Origin of the sequence: Amycolatopsis rifamycinica (genome assembly GCF_000695625.1) — a bacterium.
Taxonomy (GTDB): Bacteria; Actinomycetota; Actinomycetes; order Mycobacteriales; family Pseudonocardiaceae; genus Amycolatopsis; species Amycolatopsis rifamycinica.
In genome coordinates this window covers 1-23,264 of the sequence record NZ_JMQI01000050.1, presented here as the reverse complement: position 1 = coordinate 23,264, position 23,264 = coordinate 1, and the positions used below count along the sequence as shown (strand labels likewise).

Sequence of the window (23,264 nt, the reverse complement as noted above, 5' to 3'; positions counted from 1 at the left end):
GTCTTCGACGGAAATGGCGTTTGAAAGTGTCGGACCCCGTCGGCATGCTCGTGATCAGCAGCCGGCGGACCCACCGCCGAACGAAGAGCACTCGTCCTGCGCGTAGGGCTTCGCCTGCCAGCCCGCAGCATCCACCGTCATGGAGGTGTCATGCACCACGAAAGCCCACGGCCCGGCGTACGTGTTGTCGTGCCAGCGGTTGGCCTGGCGGAACGTGATGGCCTCCTCGACCACCGTTCCCTTGTAGGGCGACCAGTCCGGGAACGTCCCGAAGTTGGACAGCAGGGACATCCGCCCGCACAGGCTCGTGCAGCCGATGCGGCCGGGATCGAGCCGGAAGGTGTTGCCGTGGATCTCCACCCGCTGCGTCTTCCAGCGGCAGTCGTCGTACGCCGGGGCCTTCTCGATCGCGCCCGCGGTGCACGAAGACTTCGCCGCCGTCTTGGTGCAGTAGCCCGTCGAGGTGTTCGCCGGGCTGTTGCAGAAGCGGTCGGCGTTCTCCCACAACGTGATCCCGGCCCAGTTGTCCTCGAACGTGTTGCCGCTGATGTCGATGGCCGACGTCCGGGCCCGCACGCGCGGCTCGCCGCCCGATTCCGACAGGTACACCGTCGCCACCGGGAAGTTGTCGCCGCGGCCCGCGAACGTGCGGCCCTGGACCAGGGTGTTGCGGCGGAACGTGTTGCCGCGCAGCACGAGGTTGTAGCTGGTCTCGTAGAACAGGGCCTCGGCGTCGTTGGCCTCGAACAGGTTGTCCTCGACGAGGAAGTCGTTGTTGTTCGTGTCGGCCCACAGGCCCGCGCCGTGGTTGCCGTGCACCCAGTTGCCGCGGATGTCGGCCCCGTTCACGGCCCAGAACTTGGCGCCGCCGCTGCACCCGCAGCCCGGCACCTTCGCTTCCCAGTCACCGGTGTTGTTGCCGGTGATCTCGTTGCCCTCCAGCACGAGCCCGGTGATGCCGTCGCCCGCCTGGTACGCGTTGAGCCCATACTGCCCGTTGTCGCGGAGGCAGCTGTGCCGCACGACCTGGCCGGCGCCGGCCATCAGCCCCGCGCCCGCGTTGTCCTCGATCGTGGTGTTCTCGATGAGCCAGCCGTCGCCGGAGTCGTGGTTGACCACGCCCTGGTCCTGCAGCGCGACGAAGCCGCGGATGGTGAGCCCGCGGATCTGCACGTCGCGGGCCTGCTGGGTGAAGGCCGCCCGGTTGACGCCGCGGCCGTCGACGACCGCGTTCGGCGCGCCGAGGTAGACGTCGCCGTCCTTGGGGACGACCTGGCCGTACTCGTCCTTGCCGAGCGTGTGGGTGCCGGGCGCCAGCCAGAACGTCGTGCCCGCCGGGTGCGCCGCCGTCTTGGCGGAAAGGTCGCCGTCGACGGCCGGGTCGACGGCGACGGCTCCGGAGGGTGGCCGCTGGTGTTCGGCGGGTTGGTGGCCGCAGACCGGGCCCGGCCCCTCCGCGCCGCGCGCGACCGCCGGGCACGCGACGGCGATCAGGAGCGAGCAAGCAGCGACGAGTACCGCACGAGATCTGCCCATGGCAGGAAGTTACGCACGAACGGGCCGGAAAACAGTCACCCTCAAGTGTCCTCGTCGGACCCAACGGGTGAATCCGGCCCGCCCGTGCGGGGATCAGGCGTGTTTGCGGAACACGGGCTGCACCGGGCGCCCGCCCATCCACGGCGTGGGGTCGTTCGCGTCCAGGGCCTTCCGGTACACCGTGCAGGCCTGGGCGACGACGTCGATGGTCTTGTCGATGTCGGCTTCGGTGAGCGCGGCACTGACCACGAAGGACGGTCCGAGCACGCCGCCGCTGATCAGCTCGCGCAGGAACAGTGTCCGGTACGGCTGCGACGGCTTGCCCTGTTCGTCGAGCGTGCCGAAGACCAGGTTGCTGGCCCGGCCGCGGACGACCACGTGGTCCTCGACGCCGATCCCGGCCGCCACCTCGCGGACACCGGCGGCGAGCCGGTCGCCGAGGGCGTGCAGCCTGCCGATGACGTCCTCGTCGCGGTAGACGTCCATGACCGCCATCGCGGCGGCCAGCGAGTGGGTCTCCGCGCCGTGCGTGGTCGAGAGCAGGAACACCCGCTCGCGGTCGGTGCGCAGGCCGCCGAGCTCCATCAGCTCCCGCTTGCCCGCCAGCGCCGACACCGCGAAGCCGTTGCCGAGGGCCTTGCCGAACGTCGAGAGGTCGGGCGTGACGCCGTAGAGCCCCTGGGCGCCGTGGGCGGACCAGCGGAAGCCGGTGATCATCTCGTCGAAGACCAGGACGACGCCGTGGCGGGTGGCGAGCTCGCGCAGGCCCTGCAGGTACCCCGGCGGCGGCTCCACCGCCGCGGCCGCCTCCAGGATCATGCACGCGATCTCGCCCTCGTGGCGCTGCAGCAGCTCCTCCGCGGCCTGAAGGTCGCCGTACGGGAAGGACACCGTCGCTTCCGTCGTCTCCTCCGGGATGCCCGCGTTCATCGGCGTGGTGCCGATGAACCAGTCGTCGGTGGAGAAGAAGGCGTGGTCGGCGCACTTGGCGACGAGCTTGCGGCCGGTGGCGGCGCGGGCCAGCCGGACCGCGGCGGTCGTCGCGTCGGAGCCGTTCTTGGTGAACTTCACCATGTCGGCCGTCGGGACGTTCTCGAGGAACCGCTCGGCGGCTTCGGCCTCGATGATCGACGGGCGGATGAAGTTGCTGCCCTTGTCCAGCTCGCCGCGCACCGCTTCGACGACCCGCGGGTGGGCGTGGCCGAGGCTGACGGCTCTCAGCCCGGCGCCGTACTCGACATACTCGTTGCCGTCGACGTCCCAGACATGGCCGCCGCGGCCGTGGGAGATGACCGGGGCCATCCCTTCGGGATACTGGTCCGAGCCCTTGGCGTAGGTGTGCGCACCGCCCGGGATGACCCGGTGCAACCGCTCGTTCGCCTCCGTGGAGCGGGGCAGGTTCGTTCCCATGTCGTGGCTCACCTCGTTGATTTCAACGCCTCTCCGAGGGAGGGCGCCCGTTCGTCCCGGTCACTGACCATTGTGACCGAAAGTGGCCAGGAAATGTCCAGTTCGGGGTCTTTGTACGAGATCGTAATGTCTTCGTTCGGATCATGCGGCCGATCGATACGGTACGAAACGTCAGAGGGATCAGTGAGTGACTGGAATCCGTGCGCGCAGCCCGCCGGGATGTACACGGAAACCTGCGTCTCACCGGAGAGTTCGAAGGTTTTCACATTCCGGAATGTCGGCGAATCCGGTCGGAGATCCACGACGACATCGAAGATCGCGCCGTGCGAACACCGCACCAGCTTCGCCTCGCCGGCCCCGCCGCGCAGGTGCATCCCGCGGACGACGCCCTTGCGGGAGCGGGAAAGACTGTCCTGGGCGAAGCCGTCCGGGTCGATCCCGACCGACGCGACGACGTCGCGGTCGAACGTCCGGCTGAAAAATCCGCGTTGGTCCGTATGCGGGGTGGGTTCGAACAGATACGCACCGTCGATCTCGGGCACCGGAATGGCCTTCATCGCCCACCCCCGAAGAGGGCCGCCGAAAGCGCGGCGAACTGGTCCTTGAGCCGTTGCGCGTTCATCTCGTTCCGTTCCTGGAGCGTCTGGCGAAGTTCGGCCGAACGGTTCTCCAGTTCGGTGAATTGTTCGACAAGCCGGTGGAAGCCGACGGTCTTCGCCCGCTGGGTGAAGCCCTCGAGGCCCATCTCCGCCATGAGGACGTCGTTCTTCGGTGCGTAGCCGATCGCCACGGTCGGCTTCGCGACCTTCAGGGCGCAGAGCACGTTGTGGTAGCGCGTGGCCACCACGCTGTCCACCGCGGCCATCTCGTGCATCAGCTCGTCCAGGGTCTCCGCCGGAGCCGCCGTCACCAGCGGGGAAGCGGTCTGCTCGATGATCTCGTCGACGACCTGCCGGTCGATCCGGTCACCGATGAACAGCCGGACGGGTCTGCCCTGGTCAACGAGCCACGCGACGAAACGGTTCATCGTGTCGACGTAGTGACGGTAGATGCGGTCGGCCTCGGCGCGGTCGTCGTTGCCGCCGTAGTAGGCCATCACGCCGACGCCGACGGTGCCCGGCTTGCCGTCGGCGGCCGGGGTGGGAAGGGAGAACGCGAGGTCGGGATAGACCCCGTCGGCACTCGTGTCGACGCCCATGGCGCGCATGGCGTCGCGCGAGATGTCGTCGCGGTAGGAGCGGTAGGCGGCGAGCCGGCCGGACCAGCGGACCAGGGTGCGCGTCGCCCGGGCGCTGATCTCGTTGGCGCCGACACAGACGAGTGCCACCTTGGTGCCGAACAGGCGCCCGGTGGCGGAGAGGAGAAAAAGCGAATACGGGAAACCCCAGGGACGCAGCGGCAGCGTCGCTTCGAGCACGCCCATGCCGGGCACGATGACGACGTCCTGCTTCCGGACCCAGGCGGCCGTGCGGCCGACGTCGACCAGCTTGCCGAGTCCCTTGAGGACGATCGAGCGCAGGCCGGACGCCGTCTCGTACTCGGACTGGTTCCAGTGCAGCGGCGTCGCGTCGAGGCCGTACCGGTCGCGGACGAGGTCCGGGCCGCCGACCAGGGCGCTCAGCACCGCGTCCGGGTACTCGGCGCGCAGGTAGCCGAGCACGGCTTCGAGGGAACCGTCGTTGCCGAGGTTCCCCGAGCCGAGCAGGCCGAACACGCCGACGCGGGGTGGACGCCTCACGCGAGCCTGCCTTCGCGGCCGGCCACGATCTCGTTGACCGTGGCGACGTCGGAGGCGGTCGGCGCGCGGTCCTCGACGCGCTCGCCGTGGCCGGAGCGGGCCCGGTTGGTCAGCCAGGCGCCGAGGTGGCCGAAGCACTCGCGCTTGTCGGCGGCCGAGATCGGCGCGCGGCGGATCAGGTCCGCGAACCCGTAGACGTACTCGCCGAGCAGGCGGACGGTGGGGTTCCGGAGCCGGTTCGCGCGCCGCGGGTCCAGATTCGCGCACCGGCTCCGGATGGTCGGGTTGGCCCGCTCCGCGCGGCCGGGGTGGTCGCGGCGGAAGTAGAGCAGCTCGGGCACCTGGTGGAACGGGCCGTGCAGGGCCATCTCGGCCGAGTACGTCCGGTCGGCGTGGTGGTAGCTGTCGAGCGGCTTGACGCGGCGGAGGACGTCGGCGCGGATGACGCCGTAGAAGTCGTCGCCGCCCGGCTCGAACAGGATGCTGCGGAAGCGGTCCGGCGCGTGCCGGGACGCCGTGTTCAGCGTGTACTCGAGCCGCTGGACGATGCGGCCGTCGCCGTCGATGATCGCCTGGTCGCAGTGGGCGAGGATGATGTCCGGGTGCTCGTCGAGGGCCTCGACGCACCGCTTGAGCAGGTCGCGGGCGTAGAGGTCGTCGTGGGAGACCCACTTGAAGAGCTCGGTGCGGGAGACGTCGAACACGAAGTTGTGGTTCGGCGTCGCGCCGATGTTCTTCGGCTGGCGGACGTACCGGATCCGGGAGTCCTTCTCGGCGTAGCGGCGGCAGATCTCGTCGGTGCCGTCGGTGGAGGCGTTGTCCGAGATGATCAGCTCGAAGTCTTCGTAGGTCTGGCCGAGCAGGGCGTCCAGCGACTCGGCGAGGTACTCCTCGCCGTTGTACACCGGGAGGCCGAGGCTCAGCCGCGGGGCGGTGGTCATGGAGTCCTCATTCCTTGATCGGCTCTTTGATCGGCTCGAAGACCACGGTGGGCTCGTCGGCGCCCGGCGGGACGTAGTCGCGCAGTCCCAGGCGGAGCTGGAACCACCAGACGACGGACCCGCTGAGGGTGGCCGTCGCGACGCCCCACGCGGAGCCGGCCGCGCCGCCGAGGAACGCGCCGGTGATGCCGAAGGTGACGTAGAACAGGGAGGCGATCAGCTGGGACCGCAAACTGCGGGGAGCGGCGCCGAGGGCGCGCAGGCCGGCGGCCGCGCCCGTGGCGAAGCTCGCGCCGACCACGGCGAGGGTGACCGGGAGGATCAGCGGGGACGACGAGTCCCAGACCGAGCCCATCACCCAGCGGCCGGCGGCGTCGGGCACGAGCAGCAGCAGGCCGAGGCCCCAGCACAGCGCGGCGGCGGCCTGTCCGCCGCCGAGGATCACGCAGAAGTGCTTCAGCCGGTGCGGGGCCCGCTGGAGCACCCGCGCGCCTTCGGCGACGGTGACCAGGGACAGCCCCATGAGCAGGGCCAGGAACGGGCCGAGCAGCTGCTCGGCCCCGCGGACCGCGCCGACGGCGGTGATCCCGGTGATGGCGCCGAGGCCGTACGCGCGCAGCTGCGACGCGCCGCTGTTGCTGACGTTCTCGACGAGGTACCGGACGCTGAGATCACGCTGCGTCCGGAGCCAGCCGAGCGTCTCCCGCGGGTGCGGCAGGATGCCCGTCTGGAACCCGCCGTACAGGGCGGCGACCGCGCCGGAAAGGCCCCAGGCCAGCACGAACGCGACCACCGTGTGGATCTGCGCGGCGACGTAGAGCGCCGGGATCAGGGCCACGCCCCACACGCAGTCGTTGACGAACGCTTTCTTGCCCGCGCCGCGCGCGAAGAACGCGAAGCGCCAGGCGTCCTGCAGGAGCAGGCCCGGCAGGACCACGGCGAGCGCGACGAACGCGTTGCCGAGCGGGCCGCCCGCGGCCAGCCCGGCCACGAGGCTGACCAGCCCGGTCACGCAGCCGACGCCGATCGCGGTGCCGGACGCGCTGGCCACGCCCGTCCGCCACCGGTCCTCCGGCACGGCGCTGAACCGCACCATCAGCGGGTCGGTGGCGAGGCCGCGGGAGATGTTGAGCACCACGCCGTAGGTGACCCAGGCGAGGCTGAAGATGCCGAACGCGAACGTGCCGAGCGAGCGGGCCACGTACAGCCCGACGGCGAAGTTGGTCAGGCTGGACACCGCCTGGTCGCCGAGGCCCCAGCTCAACCTCCCCGCCATCGCGCGCACCGCGCCCGACCGGAAGATCGAGCGCGGTGCACGGCGGTGGTCGGCCACGTCGCTCACTCCTTGACCAAACCGGCGTCGTGGAGCGCACGGGCCGCGACGTCGACGATGTCGAAGGGCAGCCCGGCGCGCTCGGCGATGTCGAGCAGGCTGTGCGAACCGTCGGAGAGGTTGAGCACCCACAGCATCGCCATCTGGGCCTGCTTGGCGTCGCTGCGGCCGCCGAGCGAGTCGTACAGCCCGCGCTTGCCGAGCTGCGGCTCGCCGTACGGGCTGAGGTTGACGTACCGGCGGTTGCGGTCCAGGACGCCGAACGCGTCCTTCAACACACCGAGCGTGTCCTCCATGGCCGCGGGCGACACGAAACCCGGGTTGTCGGCGGAGGTGTGGTACTCCGGGTAGCCCGCGTACGGCGTGCGCGTCAGCGAGCCGACGCCGAGGTTGAAGCCCGGTGAGCAGAACTGGCGCTCGTCGTAGCCGTACGGCGAGAAGTCGACGACCTGGTGTTCGCGCGAGCGCAGCACGTGCTGCATGACCCGGTCGATCTCGGCGTCGTCGCGGCGGGACTTCTTGTACGTCAAGGAGCCCGGGTCGCCGGCGCACGCCAGCACCAGCCCGTGCCGCACCTTCTCGATCCGGGAGGCGTTGCGCGCCAGCCAGGTGATCGAGCCGATCGTGCCCGGCATGAACAGGAAGCGGTACGTGTAGTGCGGCTGGGAACGGGCCAGCTGCTGGGCCAGCGAGACGGCCACCGCGATACCGGCGAGGTTGTCGTTGGCCAGCGACGGGTGGCACACGTGGCAGGACACGATGACCTCGTCCGTGACGCGCCCCGGCACGACGTGCTCGGCGTAGGTCAGCGAGCCGTCGGAAAGGGTCGAGTCGATGACGACGTCGTAGTCGCCGTCGGGCAGCGCGTCGAGCTTCTCCTGCGCAAGGCAGAAGCCCCAGGCCGGGGCGTAGTAGCTGGTCCGGTACGGCACCCACGACGGCTGGTCGGGCAGCGTGTGCAGGTGCTCCCGCAGCTCGCTCAGCGGCATCCGCCGCGACACCGGGACGCTGTACCCGACGACGTGCAGGTTCAGCTCCTGGAAGTCGATCACGCGCTCGCCCGAAGGCGAAGCGACGTAGGCGTCCCGGATGTTCCACTCCTGCGGGATCGTCCAGTCCAGCACCGCCGTGCCGGTCGGGACCTCGTGCCGCTCGAGCGCGATGTGCTCGCCGATCATGTCCAGGGTCTGCCGCACGCCGTCGCCGGTGATGCTGCGGCAGAGCGGGTACAGCCGCTCGACCAGGGCGTGCAGTTCCGCCCCGGTCCGCAGCTGCGGGGCCGCCACTACTTCCGCCGCATGGTGGTGTCGACGCGGCCCGCTTCGCCCTCGCTCTTCAGCCAGGCCAGCCGGGTGAACAGCTGCTGGAACGACTCGCGGGTGAGCCCGAACTTGCGGTAGGCCTCGATGAGCTCGACGGCGCCGTCCTTGACCGACCACTCGCAGGTGAAGCCGGGGATCGCCGCGCGGAAGCGCGAGAAGTCGACCCGGTACGACCGCGGGTCGGGCCCCGCCTCGCCGGTGATGTTCAGCGTCGAGCCCGGCACGGCCTCGACGACCTCCTGCGCGATCTCGGCGACGGTGACGTTGTTCTCCTCGGTGCCGATGTTGAAGGCCTTGTCGTGCACGGCCTCCTTCGGCGCCGTCAGCACCGCGGTGAACGCGCGCGCGATGTCCTGGGCGTGCACCAGCGGCCGCCACGGCGTACCGTCCGACAGCACCAGCACCTCACCGGACAGGTGGGCGTGCGCGGTCAGGTTGTTCAGCACGATGTCGCCGCGCAGGCGGGGCGAGTAGCCGAACGCGGTCGCGTTGCGCATGTACACCGGCGTGAAGTCGTCGTCGGCGAGCTCGTGGACGTCGGCTTCGACGCGCACCTTCGACTCCGCGTACGGCGTCACGGGCCGCAGCGGCGCGTCCTCGTCGACGAGGTTCTCGCCGCCGGCGCCGTACACCGAGCACGTCGACGCGTAGATGTACCGCTTGACGCCGGCCTCTTTCGCCAGCTTCGCGAGCTTCACCGACGCGTGGTGGTTGATGTCGTAGGTCAGCTCCGGCGCGAGCGAGCCCAGCGGGTCGTTCGACAGGGCGGCCAGGTGGATGACCGCGTCGAAGCCTTCGACATGGGAAAGCGTGACGTCCCGCAGGTCGACGGCGTGCCCGGCCGGGTCGGCGGGGGCGGGCCCGAGCAGGCAGTCCTCGAACAGCCCGGAGTCCAGGCCGGTGACTTCGTGGCCGGCGGCGGCGAGCACCGGGGCCATCACCGTCCCCAGGTAGCCCTTGTGCCCCGTCAGCAACACCCGCATCGGATTCAGCCCTTCAGATCGAGAGTGAGTTTCTTGACGAAAAACGCTTCGGCGTACTTCGCGGCGGCTTCGATCCCGCGGATCCGGGCCAGCCCGAGGAACGCCTCGCGGTCGTACCATGGCCGGTGCCGCTGCGAGGCGTAGTGCGCCTGCAGCAGCCGGACCTTCTCCTCCGCGAGCTCGTCGGACAGCGGCTGGTACACCGATGGACGGCCGAGGTCGCCGTCCCACTTGACGATCTCGTACCCCAGCGTCAGGTGGTCGCGGAACGTCGTCGGCACCAGCTTCGCCAGCCCGCGGTGGTCCTGGTGGGCGTCGTCGGTGCGCGGGGCCAGGATGACGTCCGGGTCGGTCCGCCGCCGCAATTCCTCCAGGGCGTCCTTGGCCTCTTCCCAGTGGGCCGGGAAGCGCCCGTCCCGCAGCTTCAGCACCGTGACGGCGACGTCCGCGCCCGGGCAGAACGCCGCCAGCGCCGCCCGCTCCTCGTCCTCGCGGGGCGTGCCGCCGCCGCTGAGGACCAGGGCGTCGACCCGCAGGCCGGGCCGGGACGAGCACAGCGTCAGCAGCGTGCCACCGGCGCCGATCGCGATGTCGTCGCAGTGGGCGCCGAGGGTGACGACGCTGCCGAGCCGGTCCGGGCGCAGCCCGATCACGCGATGCTCGCCGCGGGCTGCTTCTCCCAGAGCGCCCAGGGCCGTTCGCCGTGGCTGTAGGCGTAGTCCAGCGCCGCGCGCTCCTTGACCGTGTCGGTCGGCTTCCAGAAGCCGCGGTACGGGTAGGCGAGCAGCCGGCCGCGCTTGGCCAGCTCACCGCAGCCGTCGGCGACCAAGTCGCCGTTCTCCGGGATGTGGTCGAACACCTCTTGTCGCAGCACGAAGTACCCGCCGTTCTCCCACAGCGGCATTTCGCTGACCGCGGTGATCGAGCCGACCATGCCGCCCTCGTCCATTTCCACACAGTGGAACGACGACTGCGGCGGCACGACCATCATCGACGCGCCGGCGTCCGAGTTCGAAAACCGCTCGATCATGTCGGGCAGCGGCACGTCGGAAAGGACGTCGGCGTAGTTCGCGAGGAACATTTCTTCGCCGTCGAGGTACGGGCGCACCCGGCGCAGCCGCTCACCGATCGGCGATTCGATGCCCGTCTGCACGAACGTGATCGTCCAGTCCGCGATGTCGGTCGACAACAGCTCCGCCTGCCCGTTGCGCAGGACGAAGTCGTTGGAAATGGTTTCCTGGTAGTTCAGGAAGAAGTTCTTGATGTGCGCCGCGCCGTAACCGAGGCACAGGATGAACTCGGTGTGGCCGAAATGCGCGTAGTAGCGCATGACGTGCCAGATGAGCGGTCTCGGACCGACCATCGCCATCGGCTTCGGGACGTCGTCGGCCGCGCCGTTGCGCATCCGCATCCCGTAACCACCGCAGAAGAGGACGACCTTCACTTCACTGCACCTCGACGATTTCCAGGTGGGGGATGGGGAACACGAGCTTTCCGCCCCAGACACCCACGAACGAAAGCTGTTCGGTCAATTCGTCCCGGAGGTTCCACGGGAGGACGAGCACGTAGTCGGGCCGGTCCGCTTCGATCCGCTCCGGGGGCAGCACCGGGATCCGGGTGCCCGGGGTGAACCGGCCGTGCTTGTACGGGTTGCGGTCGACCGTGTACTGCAGCAGGTCCGTCCGGATGCCGCAGTGGTTGAGCAGGGTGTTGCCCTTGCCGGGGGCGCCGTAACCGACGACGGTCTTGCCGTCGCCCCGCGCCTCGATGAGGAACTTCAGCAGGTCCAGCCGCACTCGGGTGACGCGCTCGGCGAACTCGGTGTACCCGGACAGCTCGTGCAGCCCGGCGGCTTTTTCGCGCTCCAGCACGTCGGTCATCCGCTCGCTGGGCTCACCGGCCACCTCGGCGGGCCGCGCCCACAGCCGGATCGACCCGCCGTGCGTGGGCAGCAGCTCGACGTCGACCACGGTCAGCCCGCCGGTCGCCAGGGCCCGGCGTGCGGATTCGACCGTGTAGTACTGGAAGTGCTCGTGGTAGATCGTGTCGTACTGGTTCTTCTCGATCAGCGTGAGCAGGTGCTGGACCTCGATGGAGACCCAGCCGTCGTCCGCGACCAGCGCCCGCAGGCCCTTGGTGAAGCCGAGGACGTCGGGGATGTGCGCGTAGACGTTGTTCGCGGCGACGAGGTCGGCCGGCCCGTGCTCTTCGCGCACCTTCAGGCCGGTTTCCTCGGACAGGAACGCCGTCAGGGTGGGCACGCCGGCGTCGCGCGCCGCCTGCCCGACGTTCACCGAAGGTTCCACGCCCAGACACCGGATCCCGTGCCCGACGACGTGCTTGAGCAGGTATCCGTCGTTGCTCGCCACCTCGACGACGAACGACTTCTCGCCGAGCCCGAGCCGGTCGACGGCGCCGTCGACGAAACGTTTCGCGTGCTCGACCCACGACGTCGAGAAGGACGAGAAGTACGCGTACTCGGTGAAGGTGTCGTCGGGGTCGATCAGCGGCGGGATCTGGGCGAGCCAGCAGTCGGTGCACACCTTCAGGTGGAGCGGGAAGGTGGCTTCCGGCTCGTCGAGCTGCTCGGCCGTCAAAAATCGCTCACACGGGGGAGTCGCGCCGAGGTCGACGACGCTGGCCGTGTTTGTCGAACCGCAGAGTCGACATGTGGTCATCTACCAGGCTCCTTGGCTCGCGGTCGCGATGTGCACCAGACACGTCGACCGGCGCCGGGAGGTCGTTACAGCGACGCGGGACCCGCTGGTGGACCGATTCGGAACCGCAACCTGAATGGGCTAACTGTGGTGAGAATCACCAACCGTGCTCGTCCGTACCCGTAACGTCCACAGTGGACCTGCTCCCGGGCCCTCGCCGAGGACGGCTGACCGCGCCCGGGCCGGTCAGAAATCGCGGACCACGAAGACCCGGCCGTGCAGGGGGTCGGTGACCCACACCGCGCGCCTCCGCTGGTCGACGGCGACGTCGCCGGGGTTCACGCCCAGCGACAGCTCGCCGCTCAGCGTGCCCGCCGTGCCGTCGACGCGGGCGAGGCCGTTCTGGCCGCCGTTGGTGAACACCGTGTTCGTGCCCTGGTGCACGGCCAGCGCCGAGGCTTCGCTGCGCAGCAGTACCGTCTTGCGCTCGGCGAGCGTCGCGGAGTCCACAATGGACATGTGGTGGATGCCGGAGTTCGCGACGTGGACCGTGCCACTCGCGTGGTGCACCGCGACGTCGGTGGGGTTGCGCCCGACCTTGACCGAGGCGACGAACTGCCCGCTGTCAGTCGAGAACACCTCGACCGAATCGGTGGCGGGGCTCGCGCAGTAGGCCAGCTTGCGGCCGGGGTCGACGCCGATGCCCGCGAACCCCGGTTTCGGGCCCGGCACGAGGGCCGCCAGCGTGCAGCTCACCCCGTCGAGCACGGCGAGCGTCCCGGTGGTGCCGCTGGCGGCGTAGACGCGGCCGGTCGCCTCGTCGACCGCCAGCGCCGAGGCGCCGGCGCCCGCGCCGATCACGCTCACCAGGTCGTGGGTCCGGCCGTCCAGGACCACCACGGTGCCCGCCGGCGGGTTCGCGACGTAGATCCGGCCGGCGTCGGGGTCGATCGCGACGTCACCGGGTTCGCCGCCGACGTGGACCACGTCGACGACCGACGCGCTGCGCGGATCGACCGCCGAAACCGTCCCGGCCTGGGCGTCGGTGAGGTACCCCAGCCCGTTGACCGGGTTCACCGCGACCGCGGCCGGCGCCCCGCCCAGCTCGATCGACCGGACGTTCTCCGCGCGCGCCGTCCCGGGCAGGACCAGAGCACCGGCACCCGCCGTGACCAGGGCGAACAGGGTCCGCCGGGGTAGCCGGCCACCTCGCATCGGCGCCTCCGCTCCTGATCATCCCCCGTGCGAGCGTAACCCGCGCCATCCTCACGTGAAGGAACTTCGCGTCCCCCGATCGCGTTGTTTCCACTGGGTAACCCACTGCCAGAGCGGACGGAGGCGAGCGTGCACGGGCACCAGAGCGGACTGAAGACGGCCATGCTGCTCGGCCTGCTGTCGGCGATCATCGTCGCGATCAGCGGGCTCTTCGGCCGCGGCGCGCTGGTGATCGGCCTGCTCGTCGCCCTCGGGATGAACGCGTTCGCCTACTTCAACTCCGACAAGCTGGCGCTGCGAGCGATGCGGGCGCGGCCGGTGTCGGAGGTCGAGCAGCCCGCGATGTACCGGATCGTGCGCGAGCTCGCGCAGGTCGCCCGCCAGCCGATGCCGCAGCTGTACATCAGCCCGACCGTCGCGCCCAACGCGTTCGCGACCGGCCGCAGCCCGCGGCACGCGGCGGTGTGCTGCACCACCGGCATCCTCGACCTGCTCGACGAGCGCGAGCTGCGGGCCGTGCTCGGCCACGAGCTGTCGCACGTCTACAACCGCGACATCCTGATCTCCTGCGTCGCCGGCGCGCTGGCCAGCTTGATCAGCGTGCTGGCGAACATCGCGCTGTTCTTCGGCGGCAGCAACCGCGACGGGAACCCGCTGCTCAGCCTGCTGCTGATCTTCGTCGGGCCGATCGCGGCCGCCGTCATCCGGATGGGGGTCAGCCGGTCGCGGGAGTACCAGGCCGACGCGTCCGGCGCCGAGCTGACCGGCGACCCGCTGGGCCTGGCCTCGGCGCTGCGGAAGCTGGACGCCGGCACGCGGGCGCGGCCGCTGGTCGCCGAGCCGCAGCTGGTGTCGCAGTCGCACCTGATGATCGCGAACCCGTTCCGCCCGGGCGAGGGCCTGAGCAAGCTGTTCTCGACCCACCCGCCGATCGCCGACCGCATCGCCCGCCTGGAGGAAATCGCCCGCCGCCAGATCTGACCGGATGCGCTCCGCTAGGCCGACGCTCCCGCCGCTACGGCGACTGCCTTCACGTAATCGCCGTAGCCGGACTTCGCCAGCTTCGCGCCCAGCGCGTAGCACTCGTCGGCGTCGATGAAGCCCATGCGCAGCGCGATCTCCTCGAGGCAGGCGATGCGCACGCCGGTGCGGTGCTCCAGCACCTGCACGAACTGGCCGGCTTCGAGCAGTGAGTCGTGCGTGCCGGTGTCGAGCCACGCGAACCCGCGGCTGAGCTCGACCAGCGTGGCGCGGTCCTGGCGCAGGTAGGTCAGGTTGACGTCGGTGATTTCGAGCTCACCGCGCTTCGAGGGCTGCAGCGCGCGGGCGATGTCGACGACCTGGTTGTCGTAGAAGTACAGGCCGGTGATCGCCTTGTTGGAACGCGGCTTCAGCGGCTTCTCCTCGATGGTGAGCAGCTTGCCGGTGTCGTCGACCTCGCCGACGCCGTAGCGCTCGGGGTCCTTGACCGGGTAGCCGAACAGGACGCAGCCGTCGAGCTCGCGCACGGCCTGCTGCAGCCGGCTGGAGAAGCCCTGGCCGTAGAAGATGTTGTCGCCGAGGACGAGGGCCACGTCGTCGTCGCCGATGAAGTCCGCGCCGATCACGAAGGCCTCGGCCAGCCCGTTCGGGCTCGGCTGCTCGGCGTAGGAGAACGAGACGCCGAACTGGTCGCCGTTGCCCAGCAGCCGGCGGAACATCGGCAGGTCGGTGGGGGTGGAGATGACGAGGATCTCGCGGATCCCGGCCAGCATCAGCACCGAGATCGGGTAGTAGACCATCGGCTTGTCGTAGACCGGCAGCAGCTGCTTGGACACCGCCTGGGTGATCGGGTGCAGGCGTGTCCCGCTGCCTCCGGCCAGCACGATCCCCTTCATGAACTGCCTCCCTCTTCCCGTGGCCGCGACGTCGCCCACCCTACGGGCCGTCACTAGAGGGCGGATCCTTTACCGAAGTAGGCCTTGCAGCCGCCGTTGTCCTCGGTGGCGATCTCCAGCACGTTCCGGCCGTCGTCGACCGGCAGCAGCGTCGAGGAGTAGTTGGGGCAGAAGTTGTTCGAGATGCCGCTGATGTGCACGGGAGCGGGCAGTTCGTACCAGTGGCCGCTGCCGAAGTCGTCGTTCGCGAGCAGGACCTGGCCGTTCTGCGGCTGCGGCACGCCCTTGGCGTCGGTGTAGATCTGCCCGACCATGACGATCCGGACCCCGTTCGGCCCGCCGGGGAACAGCGTGATCGTCTGCGCGTGCTGGAAGTAGTTGCCGGTGGCGGTCTCGACGCGGGTGCCGGGGTCGGCCGGGTCGCCCCAGTTGGCGCCGTCGGTGGAGATCTTGAAGTACGGGTCGCAGTAGCGGTCGCGGAAGTTGCAGATTTCGTAGGCGAAGTAGTAGCGGCCGTCGGGCAGCCGCCGGATGATCGGCATCCCCGGCCGGACGCGGTCGGGCGGGATGGCCATGGTGAGCTGCTTGGTGCCCCAGTGGACGCCGTCGGTCGAGGCGACCCGGTTGAGCACCTGCGCGTACTTCGGCGCCTGCGTCTCGTCGGCGAAGTGGAGCCAGAGCGTGCCGCCGGCGTCGACGGTGAACTCGGGCTCCCAGATGCCGTCGATGTTGTGCGACCGCGCGGCTTCGGACAGGAAGCTCCACGAGCGGCCGCCGTCCTTGCTGGCCCAGACGCGGATCCCGATGCGCCGCCGCGGCCCGGCGTCCTGCCGGTAGGACGCGGCCCACAGCAGGGTGCCCGCGCGCAGCCTGCCGACCCGTTCCGGCAGTTCGTAGACGGTGCCGCAGCACATGCCGGACCGCCCGTCGGGGTCGCGGATCACGCCGATCCGGTGGAACGACTCGCCTTCGTCGGTGCTCTCCATGACGGGTGTGAACTTGCCATCGGCGTCTTCGCTGGTCAGGGTGGCGACGATGTGCCCGTTCGCCAGCCGGATCAGGCGCGGGTAGGCGCCGAAGCCGGGGACGAGCTGCTGTCGCTCGGTGGCGCTCGCGGCGCTTGCGGCGCTCGCCGGGGTCAGCAGGGAGGCGACGGCCGCGAGCGTCAGCAGGAAGGCCAGCGAACGGCGCAACTCGACCCCCTCCACGCGGTGACCGCGCGATTACAACACGGGTTGCCGTTGGTTTCGGGGCGCATTCACGCGTTCGGGTAACCGCTCGTGGTGCTGATGCCGCCGGGAGCGGGCACCCGGCGCGCGGGTGCCCGCGGCGTCACCGGTAGTTCGTGAACTGCAGCGCGATCTCGAAGTCCTTGCCCTTGAGCAGGGCGATGACGTCCTGCAGCTGGTCCTTCTTCTTGCCCGACACCCGCAGCTGGTCGCCCTGGATCTGGGCCTGGACGCCCTTGGGGCCTTCGTCGCGGATGAACTTGGCGATCTGCTTCGCCTTGTCCGAGGCGATGCCCTGGAGGATCTTGCCGGAGATCTTGTAGATCTTGCCCGACAGCGCCGGCTCGCCGGCTTCGAAGGCCTTCAGGGAGATGTTGCGCTTGATCAGCTTCTCCTTGAACACCTCGACCGCGGCCAGCGCGCGCTCCTCGGTCTCGGACTCGATCGTGAGCGCCTCCTCGCCGGCCCAGTTGATCGTCGTGCCGGTGCCGCGGAAGTCGAACCGGGTGCCCAGCTCCTTGCTCGCCTGGTTGAGCGCGTTGTCCACCTCCTGGCGGTCGACCTTGCTCACGACGTCGAAAGAGGGATCCGCCACGTGTCCTCACACCTCGTACTCGCTTGTCGGGGCCTCCCAGACTAGCCCCGGGTAACCCGGTTGCTCCCCGCCGGGAGGCCTTGGGTAAGCTTCACCCCGGCCGGTGAGACCGGCCTGGGCGGGTTACCCGAGTGGCCAAAGGGGACTGGCTGTAAACCAGTTGGCATTGCCTACGGGGGTTCGAATCCCTCACCCGCCACCCAGCGAGAAAGCCCCGTGACCACTGTGTGGTCACGGGGCTTCTTCGCGCGTGCGCTGCCACCCCGACGCGGACTAAACCGGCAGGCCCGGCCGTGCGTGGGGGTGACGTGACCAGCGAAGCTCCGAGTGACGAGGTGTTGTTCGCGCAGTACTTCGGCCGCCTCGTGTGGTTGGCGCGCCTGCTCGGTGCCGACGACGCCGAGGACGTCGCCCAAGAGGCCTTCGTGCGGCTCCGCCGGGACGACCACTCCCGGGTGGCCTGTCAGCTCCACGCGACAGTCGTGCGGTTGTCCCGCAAGCGGCAGGCGCGCAGCCGGAGGCCCCGTGACCGGGGGGTGGTCACGGGGCCTCATCCGGATGAGCGGCCGGTTCCCCCGCGGGAAGGGGGAACCGGCCGTCGGCGGCGCTCGGGGTTACGCCGCCTGGGAAACCGGCGTCGAAGCCGGGGTCAATGCCAGGTCGAGGACCTCGCGGACGTTCGCCACCGCGTGGACGTCCAGCTCGGCCAGCACCTCGGCCGGGACGTCGTCGAGGTCCGGCTCGTTGCGCTGGGGGATGATCACCGTCTTCATCCCCGCCCGGTGGGCCGCCAGCAGCTTCTGCTTGACGCCGCCGATCGGCAGGACGCGGCCGGTCAGGGACACCTCGCCCGTCATCGCCACGTCCGCGCGGACCACGCGGCCCGAGAGCAGCGAGGCCAGCGCCGTCGTCATCGTCACGCCCGCCGACGGTCCGTCCTTCGGGACCGCGCCCGCCGGCACGTGGACGTGGATGCCTCGCTTGCGCAGGTCGCCCACCGGGAGCTCCAGCTCCGCTCCGTGCGACCTGAGGTAGGACAGCGCGATCTGCACCGACTCCTTCATCACGTCGCCGAGCTGGCCGGTCAGCTGCAGCCCGGACGCGCCGGACTCCTCGTCGGCCAGCGACGCCTCGATGTAGAGGACGTCACCGCCCGCGCCGGTCACCGCCAGGCCCGTTGCCACGCCCGGGATCGCCGTGCGCTGCGTCGACGCCGGCAGCGACGACTCCGGGATGTGCCGCGGGCGGCCCAGGTAGTCCGGAAGGTCGGGGGCGTCGATGGAAACCGGCAGCGCGACCTCGTCCAGTGCCACCTTGGTCGCGACCTTGCGCAGCACCTTGGCGATCGTCCGGTTCGCGTCGCGCACGCCCGCCTCGCGGGTGTACTCGGCGGCGATCCGGCTGAACGCCGCGTCCGTCAGGACGACGTCCGAAGTGCCCAGCCCGGCGCGCTCCAGCTCGCGGGGGAGCAGGTGGTCGCGGGCGATGGTGACCTTCTCGTGCTCGGTGTAGCCGTCCAGCGTGACGAGCTCCATGCGGTCCAGCAGCGGGCCGGGGATGGTCTCCAGCGCGTTGGCCGTCGCCAGGAACACGACGTCGGACAGGTCGAGCTCGACCTCGAGGTAGTGGTCGCGGAACGTGTGGTTCTGCTCCGGGTCCAGCACTTCGAGCAGCGCCGCGGTCGGGTCGCCGCGGTAGTCGGCGCCGACCTTGTCGATCTCGTCGAGCAGGACGACCGGGTTCATCGAACCGGCTTCCTTGATGGCGCGGACGATCCGGCCGGGCAGGGCGCCGACGTACGTGCGGCGGTGGCCGCGGATCTCCGCCTCGTCGCGGATGCCGCCCAGCGCCACGCGGACGAACTTGCGGCCCATGGCCTTCGCGACGGACTCACCCAGCGACGTCTTGCCGACCCCGGGAGGGCCCGCGAGGGCGAGCACGGCGCCGGACCGGCGGCCGCCGACCGGGCCGAGGCCCGATTCCGCGCGGCGCTTCCGGACGGCCAAGTACTCGATGATGCGTTCCTTCACGTCGTCGAGGCCGGCGTGGTCGGCGTCCAGGATGGCCCGCGCGGCCGCGATGTCGTAGACGTCCTCGGTGCGCTCGTTCCAGGGCAGCTCCAGGACGGTGTCCAGCCAGGTCCGGATCCAGCCGCCTTCGGGGGACTGGTCGGACGTCCGGTCGAGCTTGTCCACTTCGGCCAGTGCGGCCTTCTTGACGGCGTCGGGCAGTTCGGCGGCCTCCACGCGGGCGCGGTAGTCCGTCTCGTCAGCGGTGCCGTCGAGCTCGCCGAGCTCCTTGCGGATGGCCTCGAGCTGGCGGCGCAGCAGGAATTCCTTCTGCTGCTTCTCCATGCCTTCGGCGACGTCCTTGCGGATCGTGTCGGTCACCTCGAGCTCGGCGAGGTGCTCCTTGCTCCACTCCAGCGCCTTCTCCAGCCGCGCGCTGACGTCCAAAGTGGACAGCAGGGTGAGCTTCTGGTCGGTGTCGAGGTACGGCGCGTTGCCGGACAGGTCGGCGACCGCGGAGGCGTCTTCGACCTGCTGGACGGCGTCGATCAGCTGCCAGCCGCCGCGCTGCTGGAGGATCGAGATGACGACGGCCTTGTACTCGGCCGCGAGCTTGGCGGTCCGGTCGTCGGTGGTCTCGGGGGCGTCCTCGGCGTGCACCCAGCGCGCGGCGCCGGGGCCGTCGGCGATCCGGCCGACGGCGGCGCGGGCGGTGCCGCGGAGCAGGACGGCGGCCTTCCCGCCGGGCACGCGGCCGATGCGCTCGACCGTGGCGACGGTGCCGAACTCGGCGTACTCGCCGTGGACGCGCGGGACGATGAGGACCTCGGCCTTGGTGGCCGCGGCCGAGCGGATGCCGGGGAAGGACGCCTGGCTCGGCGTCTTGGCCTGGGCGGACTCCACCGCGGCCCGCGTCTCGGTGTCGGTCAGGTCGAGCGGGACGACCATGCCCGGCAGCACGACGTCGTCATCGAGCGGGAGGACGGGCAGGAGGCGGGTGTCGGACATGTGCACTCCTCGGTTAGTTGAGTCTGCCTAGCTCAACTCTCCGATGGGTGTGTTTGTTTCCGATGGTGCGTTCGCCCACAGCGATCGCGAAAACCGCAGGTCAGGCCCCTGGTTTGACGCCGACGGCACACCAGGCGAACGGCCGGGCCTCCGCCTCGAGGGCGTTGATCTTCCGGTCCGGCCGCCAGTCCGGCAGGTGCACGATGCCCGGTTCGAGCAGCGGCCAGTCCCCGAAAAGCGGCTCGATCTCGTCGCGGTCGCGCAGCCAGACCGGGTTGCTCGTCTTCCGGTACTGCTCGACGAACCAGCGCAGCCCCTCCAGCATCTCGCCGGCCCCGTCGCCTTCGCTCATCTGCGAAATCGCCAGCCAGCTGCCCGGCGCCAGGGCGTCCCGGTACGCCGCGAGCAGGCCTTCCGGGTCGTCGTCGGGGCCGACGAAGTGCAGCACCGCCGCCATGATCAAGCAGACCGGCTGGGAGAAGTCGATCAACCGCCGCGTCTCCGGGGCGCGCAGCACGGACTTCGCGTCGCGCATGTCGGCCTGGACGATGCCGGCCCAGTCGGTCGCCATGCCCTCTTCGAGGATGAGCGTCGCGTGGGCGACGGCGACCGGCTCGTAGTCGACGTACACGACCTTCGCGTCGTGGTCCTCGGGCAGCTCCGCCTCGACGACCTCGTGCACGTTGCCGGCCGTCGGCACGCCCGAGCCCAGGTCGATGAACTGCCGGACGCCGGCCCGCAGCGCCGCTCGCACCGCGCGGTTCATGAACTCGCGGTTCTGCTTCGACCCCGGGCGCACCAGCGGCCACTGCTGCTCCATGCGCCGGCCGAACTCGCGGTCCACGGCCCAGTTCTGGGTACCGCCCAGGTACCAGTCGTAGATCCGGGCCGCGGACGGCTTCTCGGTGTCGACACCCTCGGGCGCTCTCGGCGCCGAATCCCGCTGGTCGGTCACTTCAGGCTCCCCTCGCTGGCGGCGGGGCCCAGCCTATAAGCCCCGCGCACGCCCGGAAATCCTCCGGTGGTTCACCGAACAGCCGGTCGACGCTGCCAGTACGTCCACAGCGGGCGGTACCCCTGCGCGTACCAGAACGGCGTCGACAGCGGGTTCGCCGCCGCGTGGTGCAGGAGGACGACGTCGGCGCCTTCTTCGTCGAGGACTTGGTGGGCGTGCGTCGCCAGCGCCGTGCCGACACCGGACGACCGCGCGGCCTCCGCCACGGCCAGCGACGAGAGGTAGCCGACGCGGGACGCGGCGACGCGGCCGCTGATCCAGCCGGTCTCGCCCGGGTGCTGGACGCTCACCATGCCGAGCGGACGGCCGTACAGCTCGGCGATCCACAACGGCGGCTCCGGCCGCTTCAGCTGCTCGGCGAGGTCCTTGGCGAGGATCTCCTCGACGCCGGTGCGCCAGTTCACCGTGCCGTACTGGGCGTCGTAGGAGTGCAGCTCCATGCCGAGCGCCACCGCGGTCTCGAGGTCGCCGGGCTCGGCGCGGCGGATCTTGACGCCGGGGGTGCCGAGCGGGGCCGCCGGCACCATCCGCTGGGCCGGGCGGACCGCGACCACCCGCAGCGGCGCGAAGCCGTGGTGCAGCATTTCCCGCGCCCCGGCGGCGTCCCGGCTCGCGCGCGGCACGATCGCCGCCGTCTCGGTGTCACCCGGTTCAGCGACCGCGCGCAGATGTTCATCCCATCGGGTGAGGAGGGCGTCCAGGACGGCCGCCGGCTCCGGACCGGCCAGCTGGACGTCGAGCCGGTGCTCGGTGAGCGCGCGCCACGGCGCGTTCGGGGCGTCGCGGTCGACCTGGACGCGGGAAGCCAGCCCGGACGCCGCCGAGCCGCCGGTCGCGACCTCCAGGACCACCGCGTTTTCCGCCGCTTCGAAAGGGGACGAGCCGGGGAGGAGGGAATCCACCGCCGCGAGCCGCGCCGCGTGCTCGGTGGCAATCACATCGCTGTGCATGCGCCCCATTGAAGCGCGACCCGGGCCGCCGTGTGCGGGGAACCGGCCGAGTTCGTACACCCGGCCTTTCACCCCTTGGTCCACGCAGGTCAGCGCGTTCGAGGCATTGTTAACCCTGGGGTGATCTCCTACTGTCTCGAAAGGGACACGGGTACGCCCTACGGGGTACGGTATGGCCCCTGTCCACACCCGAAGTCACGGATCAGCACCGGTGGACAAGCCGGGAGGGAAGGTCGGATGCCGGACACGAACGCCCACGGCGACGCCGTCGCGCAGGCGCAGCCCGGGCCGGGAGCCGCCTCCGGGGCACCACCCGTTTCCGCCGAAGCCCGCACCGACGAACGCCGCTTCCGCGTCTACACCTTCGCCGTCCTGAGCCTCGGGCTCGTCGCCGCGTTCGCGGTCGGCTCGTGGCTGCCGTTCCACTGGGACGACCGGCTGCTGTGGATCGGGCCGGTGCTCGCGGTCGCCTTCCTGCTCGCCGAACAGCTCGGCATCAACGTCGACGTCCGCGGAGCTGTCCTGTAAGTCATCGGAGCCAGAGCACGATGGCGGCGATGGTCAGTTCGGCCTGGTAGTAGGCGGCGCGTTTGGCATAGCGGGTGGCTAGGTCACGGAACTGCTTGAGCCGGTTGAAGCACCGTTCGACCACGTTGCGCTGCTTGTAGACCTCAGCATCGAACGTGGGTGGTCGCCCGCCGCGGGAGCCCTTGGCCGCGCGGCGGGTGATCTGATCGTCCCGCTCGGGACTGACGAAGGCGATCCTGCGGTCTCGCATCGCCTGGCGGGTCGAAGGATGCGAATAGGCTTTGTCCGCGATCACCGTCTCCGGCCGGCAGCGTGGCCGGCCCGGTCCGATCCGGGCGACGCTGATGCCATCCAGCAACGGCAGCAACTGCGGGTTGTCACCGGCCTGGCCTGGGGTGAGCAGGAACCGCATCGGCAGGCCACGCCCCTCGACGGCGAGGTGGATCTTCGTGCTCAGCCCGCCTCGGGACCGGCCGAGCCCTTCCCCGTCGAGTGCGAGGGCTTCGATTCCGTCGCTGCATCCCCCTTTTTCCGGGCACCAGCGGCATGCTGGTGGGCCCGGACCACGCTCGAGTCCACCGAGATGATCCATTCGAGGTCGCCGACGGCGTCGTCTTTGACGATCACGCGGTCAAGGATCTTGTTCCAGGTGCCGTCCTTGGTCCACAACCGCAGCCGCTCATGCGCGGTCTTCCACGGGCCATAGCGTTCGGGCAGGTCACGCCACGGAGCACCGGTGCGCAGCTTCCACAGGATCGCATTGATCACCTGACGGTGATCCCGCCATCGCCGCCCGCCGCCCTGCTGCGGCGGCAGCAACGGCTCGATCACTGCCCATGCCTTGTCCGTCAACTCACCGCGACCAACCACCGAACACGACTACCAGAAGACCAGCTCAACCACTTACAGGACACGCCC

At 70.2% G+C, this 23,264-nt stretch carries 20 protein-coding genes, 1 tRNA gene and 1 pseudogene; 3 read left to right on the top strand and 19 right to left on the bottom strand.

Annotation, left to right across the window (positions count from 1 at the left end):
- Positions 1–54 precede the first annotated feature (54 nt).
- The 12 genes from DV20_RS23425 to DV20_RS23370 form a co-directional block, all read right to left on the bottom strand.
- Entirely contained in the window at positions 55–1,536 is a 1,482-nt protein-coding gene (locus tag DV20_RS23425) for a right-handed parallel beta-helix repeat-containing protein (RefSeq protein WP_043783788.1), read from the bottom strand.
- 93 nt (positions 1,537–1,629) lie between these two features.
- On the bottom strand, positions 1,630–2,946 hold the full coding sequence (locus tag DV20_RS23420; RefSeq protein ID WP_043783786.1) for a glutamate-1-semialdehyde 2,1-aminomutase: 1,317 nt from the start codon (positions 2,944–2,946) through the stop codon (positions 1,630–1,632).
- Positions 2,947–2,954: 8 nt separating this feature from the next.
- Positions 2,955–3,503, bottom strand: a complete 549-nt coding sequence (locus DV20_RS23415; protein ID WP_043783784.1) for a dTDP-4-dehydrorhamnose 3,5-epimerase family protein — start codon at positions 3,501–3,503, stop codon at positions 2,955–2,957.
- Positions 3,500–4,684, bottom strand: a complete 1,185-nt coding sequence (locus tag DV20_RS23410) for a polysaccharide pyruvyl transferase family protein (protein ID WP_043783783.1) — start codon at positions 4,682–4,684, stop codon at positions 3,500–3,502. The genes DV20_RS23415 and DV20_RS23410 overlap by 4 nt, the downstream gene beginning before the upstream one ends.
- Positions 4,681–5,625, bottom strand: a complete 945-nt coding sequence (locus tag DV20_RS23405; RefSeq protein WP_043783781.1) for a glycosyltransferase family 2 protein — start codon at positions 5,623–5,625, stop codon at positions 4,681–4,683. The genes DV20_RS23410 and DV20_RS23405 overlap by 4 nt, the downstream gene beginning before the upstream one ends.
- A 7-nt stretch (positions 5,626–5,632) precedes the next feature.
- Positions 5,633–6,958 carry an MATE family efflux transporter gene (locus tag DV20_RS23400; protein WP_043783964.1) on the bottom strand — a complete coding sequence of 442 codons (1,326 nt, stop codon included), beginning with the start codon at positions 6,956–6,958 and terminating at the stop codon, positions 5,633–5,635.
- 5 nt (positions 6,959–6,963) lie between these two features.
- On the bottom strand, positions 6,964–8,244 hold the full coding sequence (locus DV20_RS23395) for a DUF4910 domain-containing protein (protein WP_043783779.1): 1,281 nt from the start codon (positions 8,242–8,244) through the stop codon (positions 6,964–6,966).
- On the bottom strand, positions 8,244–9,263 hold the full coding sequence (locus DV20_RS23390; RefSeq protein ID WP_043783777.1) for an NAD-dependent epimerase/dehydratase family protein: 1,020 nt from the start codon (positions 9,261–9,263) through the stop codon (positions 8,244–8,246). Before DV20_RS23390 ends, DV20_RS23395 begins: the two co-directional genes overlap by 1 nt.
- Positions 9,264–9,268: 5 nt before the next feature.
- Positions 9,269–9,916, bottom strand: coding sequence for a PIG-L deacetylase family protein (locus DV20_RS23385; RefSeq protein ID WP_043783775.1), 648 nt, complete (start codon positions 9,914–9,916; stop codon positions 9,269–9,271).
- Positions 9,913–10,707 (bottom strand): glycosyltransferase family protein, encoded by a 795-nt coding sequence (locus DV20_RS23380; RefSeq protein WP_043783774.1) that lies wholly within the window; start codon positions 10,705–10,707, stop codon positions 9,913–9,915. The genes DV20_RS23385 and DV20_RS23380 overlap by 4 nt, the downstream gene beginning before the upstream one ends.
- 1 nt (position 10,708) lies before the next feature.
- Positions 10,709–11,941 carry a class I SAM-dependent methyltransferase gene (locus DV20_RS23375; protein WP_043783772.1) on the bottom strand — a complete coding sequence of 411 codons (1,233 nt, stop codon included), beginning with the start codon at positions 11,939–11,941 and terminating at the stop codon, positions 10,709–10,711.
- A gap of 225 nt (positions 11,942–12,166) precedes the next feature.
- A complete protein-coding gene (locus tag DV20_RS23370; RefSeq protein ID WP_043783770.1) occupies positions 12,167–13,135 on the bottom strand; it encodes a YncE family protein in 969 nt (322 codons plus the stop codon).
- Between the two features lie 129 nt (positions 13,136–13,264).
- Between DV20_RS23370 and htpX the strand changes: the two genes are divergently transcribed.
- A complete protein-coding gene (gene htpX, locus DV20_RS23365) occupies positions 13,265–14,116 on the top strand; it encodes a zinc metalloprotease HtpX (RefSeq protein ID WP_043783768.1) in 852 nt (283 codons plus the stop codon).
- Positions 14,117–14,130: 14 nt separating this feature from the next.
- On the opposite strand, the gene rfbA is transcribed toward htpX, so the two are convergent.
- The 3 genes from rfbA to DV20_RS23350 all read right to left on the bottom strand — a co-directional run bounded on the left by rfbA (position 14,131) and on the right by DV20_RS23350 (position 16,836).
- On the bottom strand, positions 14,131–15,012 hold the full coding sequence (gene rfbA, locus DV20_RS23360; RefSeq protein ID WP_043783766.1) for a glucose-1-phosphate thymidylyltransferase RfbA: 882 nt from the start codon (positions 15,010–15,012) through the stop codon (positions 14,131–14,133).
- 53 nt (positions 15,013–15,065) lie between these two features.
- Positions 15,066–16,220 (bottom strand): sialidase family protein, encoded by a 1,155-nt coding sequence (locus DV20_RS23355; protein WP_084093624.1) that lies wholly within the window; start codon positions 16,218–16,220, stop codon positions 15,066–15,068.
- A gap of 124 nt (positions 16,221–16,344) precedes the next feature.
- Complete coding sequence (locus tag DV20_RS23350) at positions 16,345–16,836, bottom strand: YajQ family cyclic di-GMP-binding protein (protein WP_043783765.1); 492 nt, start codon at positions 16,834–16,836, stop codon at positions 16,345–16,347.
- A 117-nt stretch (positions 16,837–16,953) separates the two neighbouring features.
- Between DV20_RS23350 and DV20_RS23345 the strand changes: the two genes are divergently transcribed.
- Positions 16,954–17,035: transfer RNA gene (locus DV20_RS23345), tRNA-Tyr, on the top strand.
- A 415-nt stretch (positions 17,036–17,450) separates the two neighbouring features.
- Here the strand turns inward: DV20_RS23345 and lon are convergent.
- The 3 genes from lon to DV20_RS23330 form a co-directional block, all read right to left on the bottom strand.
- The gene (gene lon, locus DV20_RS23340) at positions 17,451–19,853 is read right to left on the bottom strand and encodes an endopeptidase La (RefSeq protein ID WP_043783763.1); all 2,403 of its coding nucleotides are present in this window, start codon (positions 19,851–19,853) and stop codon (positions 17,451–17,453) included.
- Positions 19,854–19,953: 100 nt separating this feature from the next.
- Positions 19,954–20,808, bottom strand: coding sequence for an SAM-dependent methyltransferase (locus DV20_RS23335; RefSeq protein ID WP_043783761.1), 855 nt, complete (start codon positions 20,806–20,808; stop codon positions 19,954–19,956).
- Positions 20,809–20,879: 71 nt separating this feature from the next.
- Entirely contained in the window at positions 20,880–21,827 is a 948-nt protein-coding gene (locus DV20_RS23330) for a GNAT family N-acetyltransferase (RefSeq protein ID WP_084093631.1), read from the bottom strand.
- Positions 21,828–22,055: 228 nt separating this feature from the next.
- On the opposite strand from DV20_RS23330, the pseudogene DV20_RS23325 reads away from it, so the two are divergent.
- Positions 22,056–22,340: pseudogene (locus DV20_RS23325) on the top strand (diguanylate phosphodiesterase); the annotation flags it as partial.
- A gap of 7 nt (positions 22,341–22,347) precedes the next feature.
- Here the strand turns inward: DV20_RS23325 and DV20_RS44230 are convergent.
- A protein-coding gene (locus DV20_RS44230) for an IS5 family transposase (RefSeq protein WP_235190703.1) occupies positions 22,348–23,216 on the bottom strand; the annotation gives its coding sequence in 2 pieces (ribosomal slippage) (positions 22,348–22,842 and positions 22,845–23,216; 867 coding nt in all).
- Between the last annotated feature and the right edge of the window lie 48 nt (positions 23,217–23,264).

Bases quoted from the DNA above. Each gene is read 5' to 3' on its own strand.
- lon (WP_043783763.1), bottom strand. From the start codon at position 19,853: ATGTCCGACACCCGCCTCCTGCCCGTCCTCCCGCTCGATGACGACGTC.
- DV20_RS23425 (WP_043783788.1), bottom strand. From the start codon at position 1,536: ATGGGCAGATCTCGTGCGGTACTCGTCGCTGCTTGCTCGCTCCTGATC.
- DV20_RS23405 (WP_043783781.1), bottom strand. From the start codon at position 5,625: ATGACCACCGCCCCGCGGCTGAGCCTCGGCCTCCCGGTGTACAACGGC.
- DV20_RS23415 (WP_043783784.1), bottom strand. From the start codon at position 3,503: ATGAAGGCCATTCCGGTGCCCGAGATCGACGGTGCGTATCTGTTCGAA.
- DV20_RS23375 (WP_043783772.1), bottom strand. From the start codon at position 11,941: ATGACCACATGTCGACTCTGCGGTTCGACAAACACGGCCAGCGTCGTC.
- DV20_RS23390 (WP_043783777.1), bottom strand. From the start codon at position 9,263: ATGCGGGTGTTGCTGACGGGGCACAAGGGCTACCTGGGGACGGTGATG.
- DV20_RS23330 (WP_084093631.1), bottom strand. From the start codon at position 21,827: ATGGGGCGCATGCACAGCGATGTGATTGCCACCGAGCACGCGGCGCGG.
- DV20_RS23420 (WP_043783786.1), bottom strand. From the start codon at position 2,946: ATGGGAACGAACCTGCCCCGCTCCACGGAGGCGAACGAGCGGTTGCAC.
- rfbA (WP_043783766.1), bottom strand. From the start codon at position 15,012: ATGAAGGGGATCGTGCTGGCCGGAGGCAGCGGGACACGCCTGCACCCG.
- DV20_RS23370 (WP_043783770.1), bottom strand. From the start codon at position 13,135: ATGCGAGGTGGCCGGCTACCCCGGCGGACCCTGTTCGCCCTGGTCACG.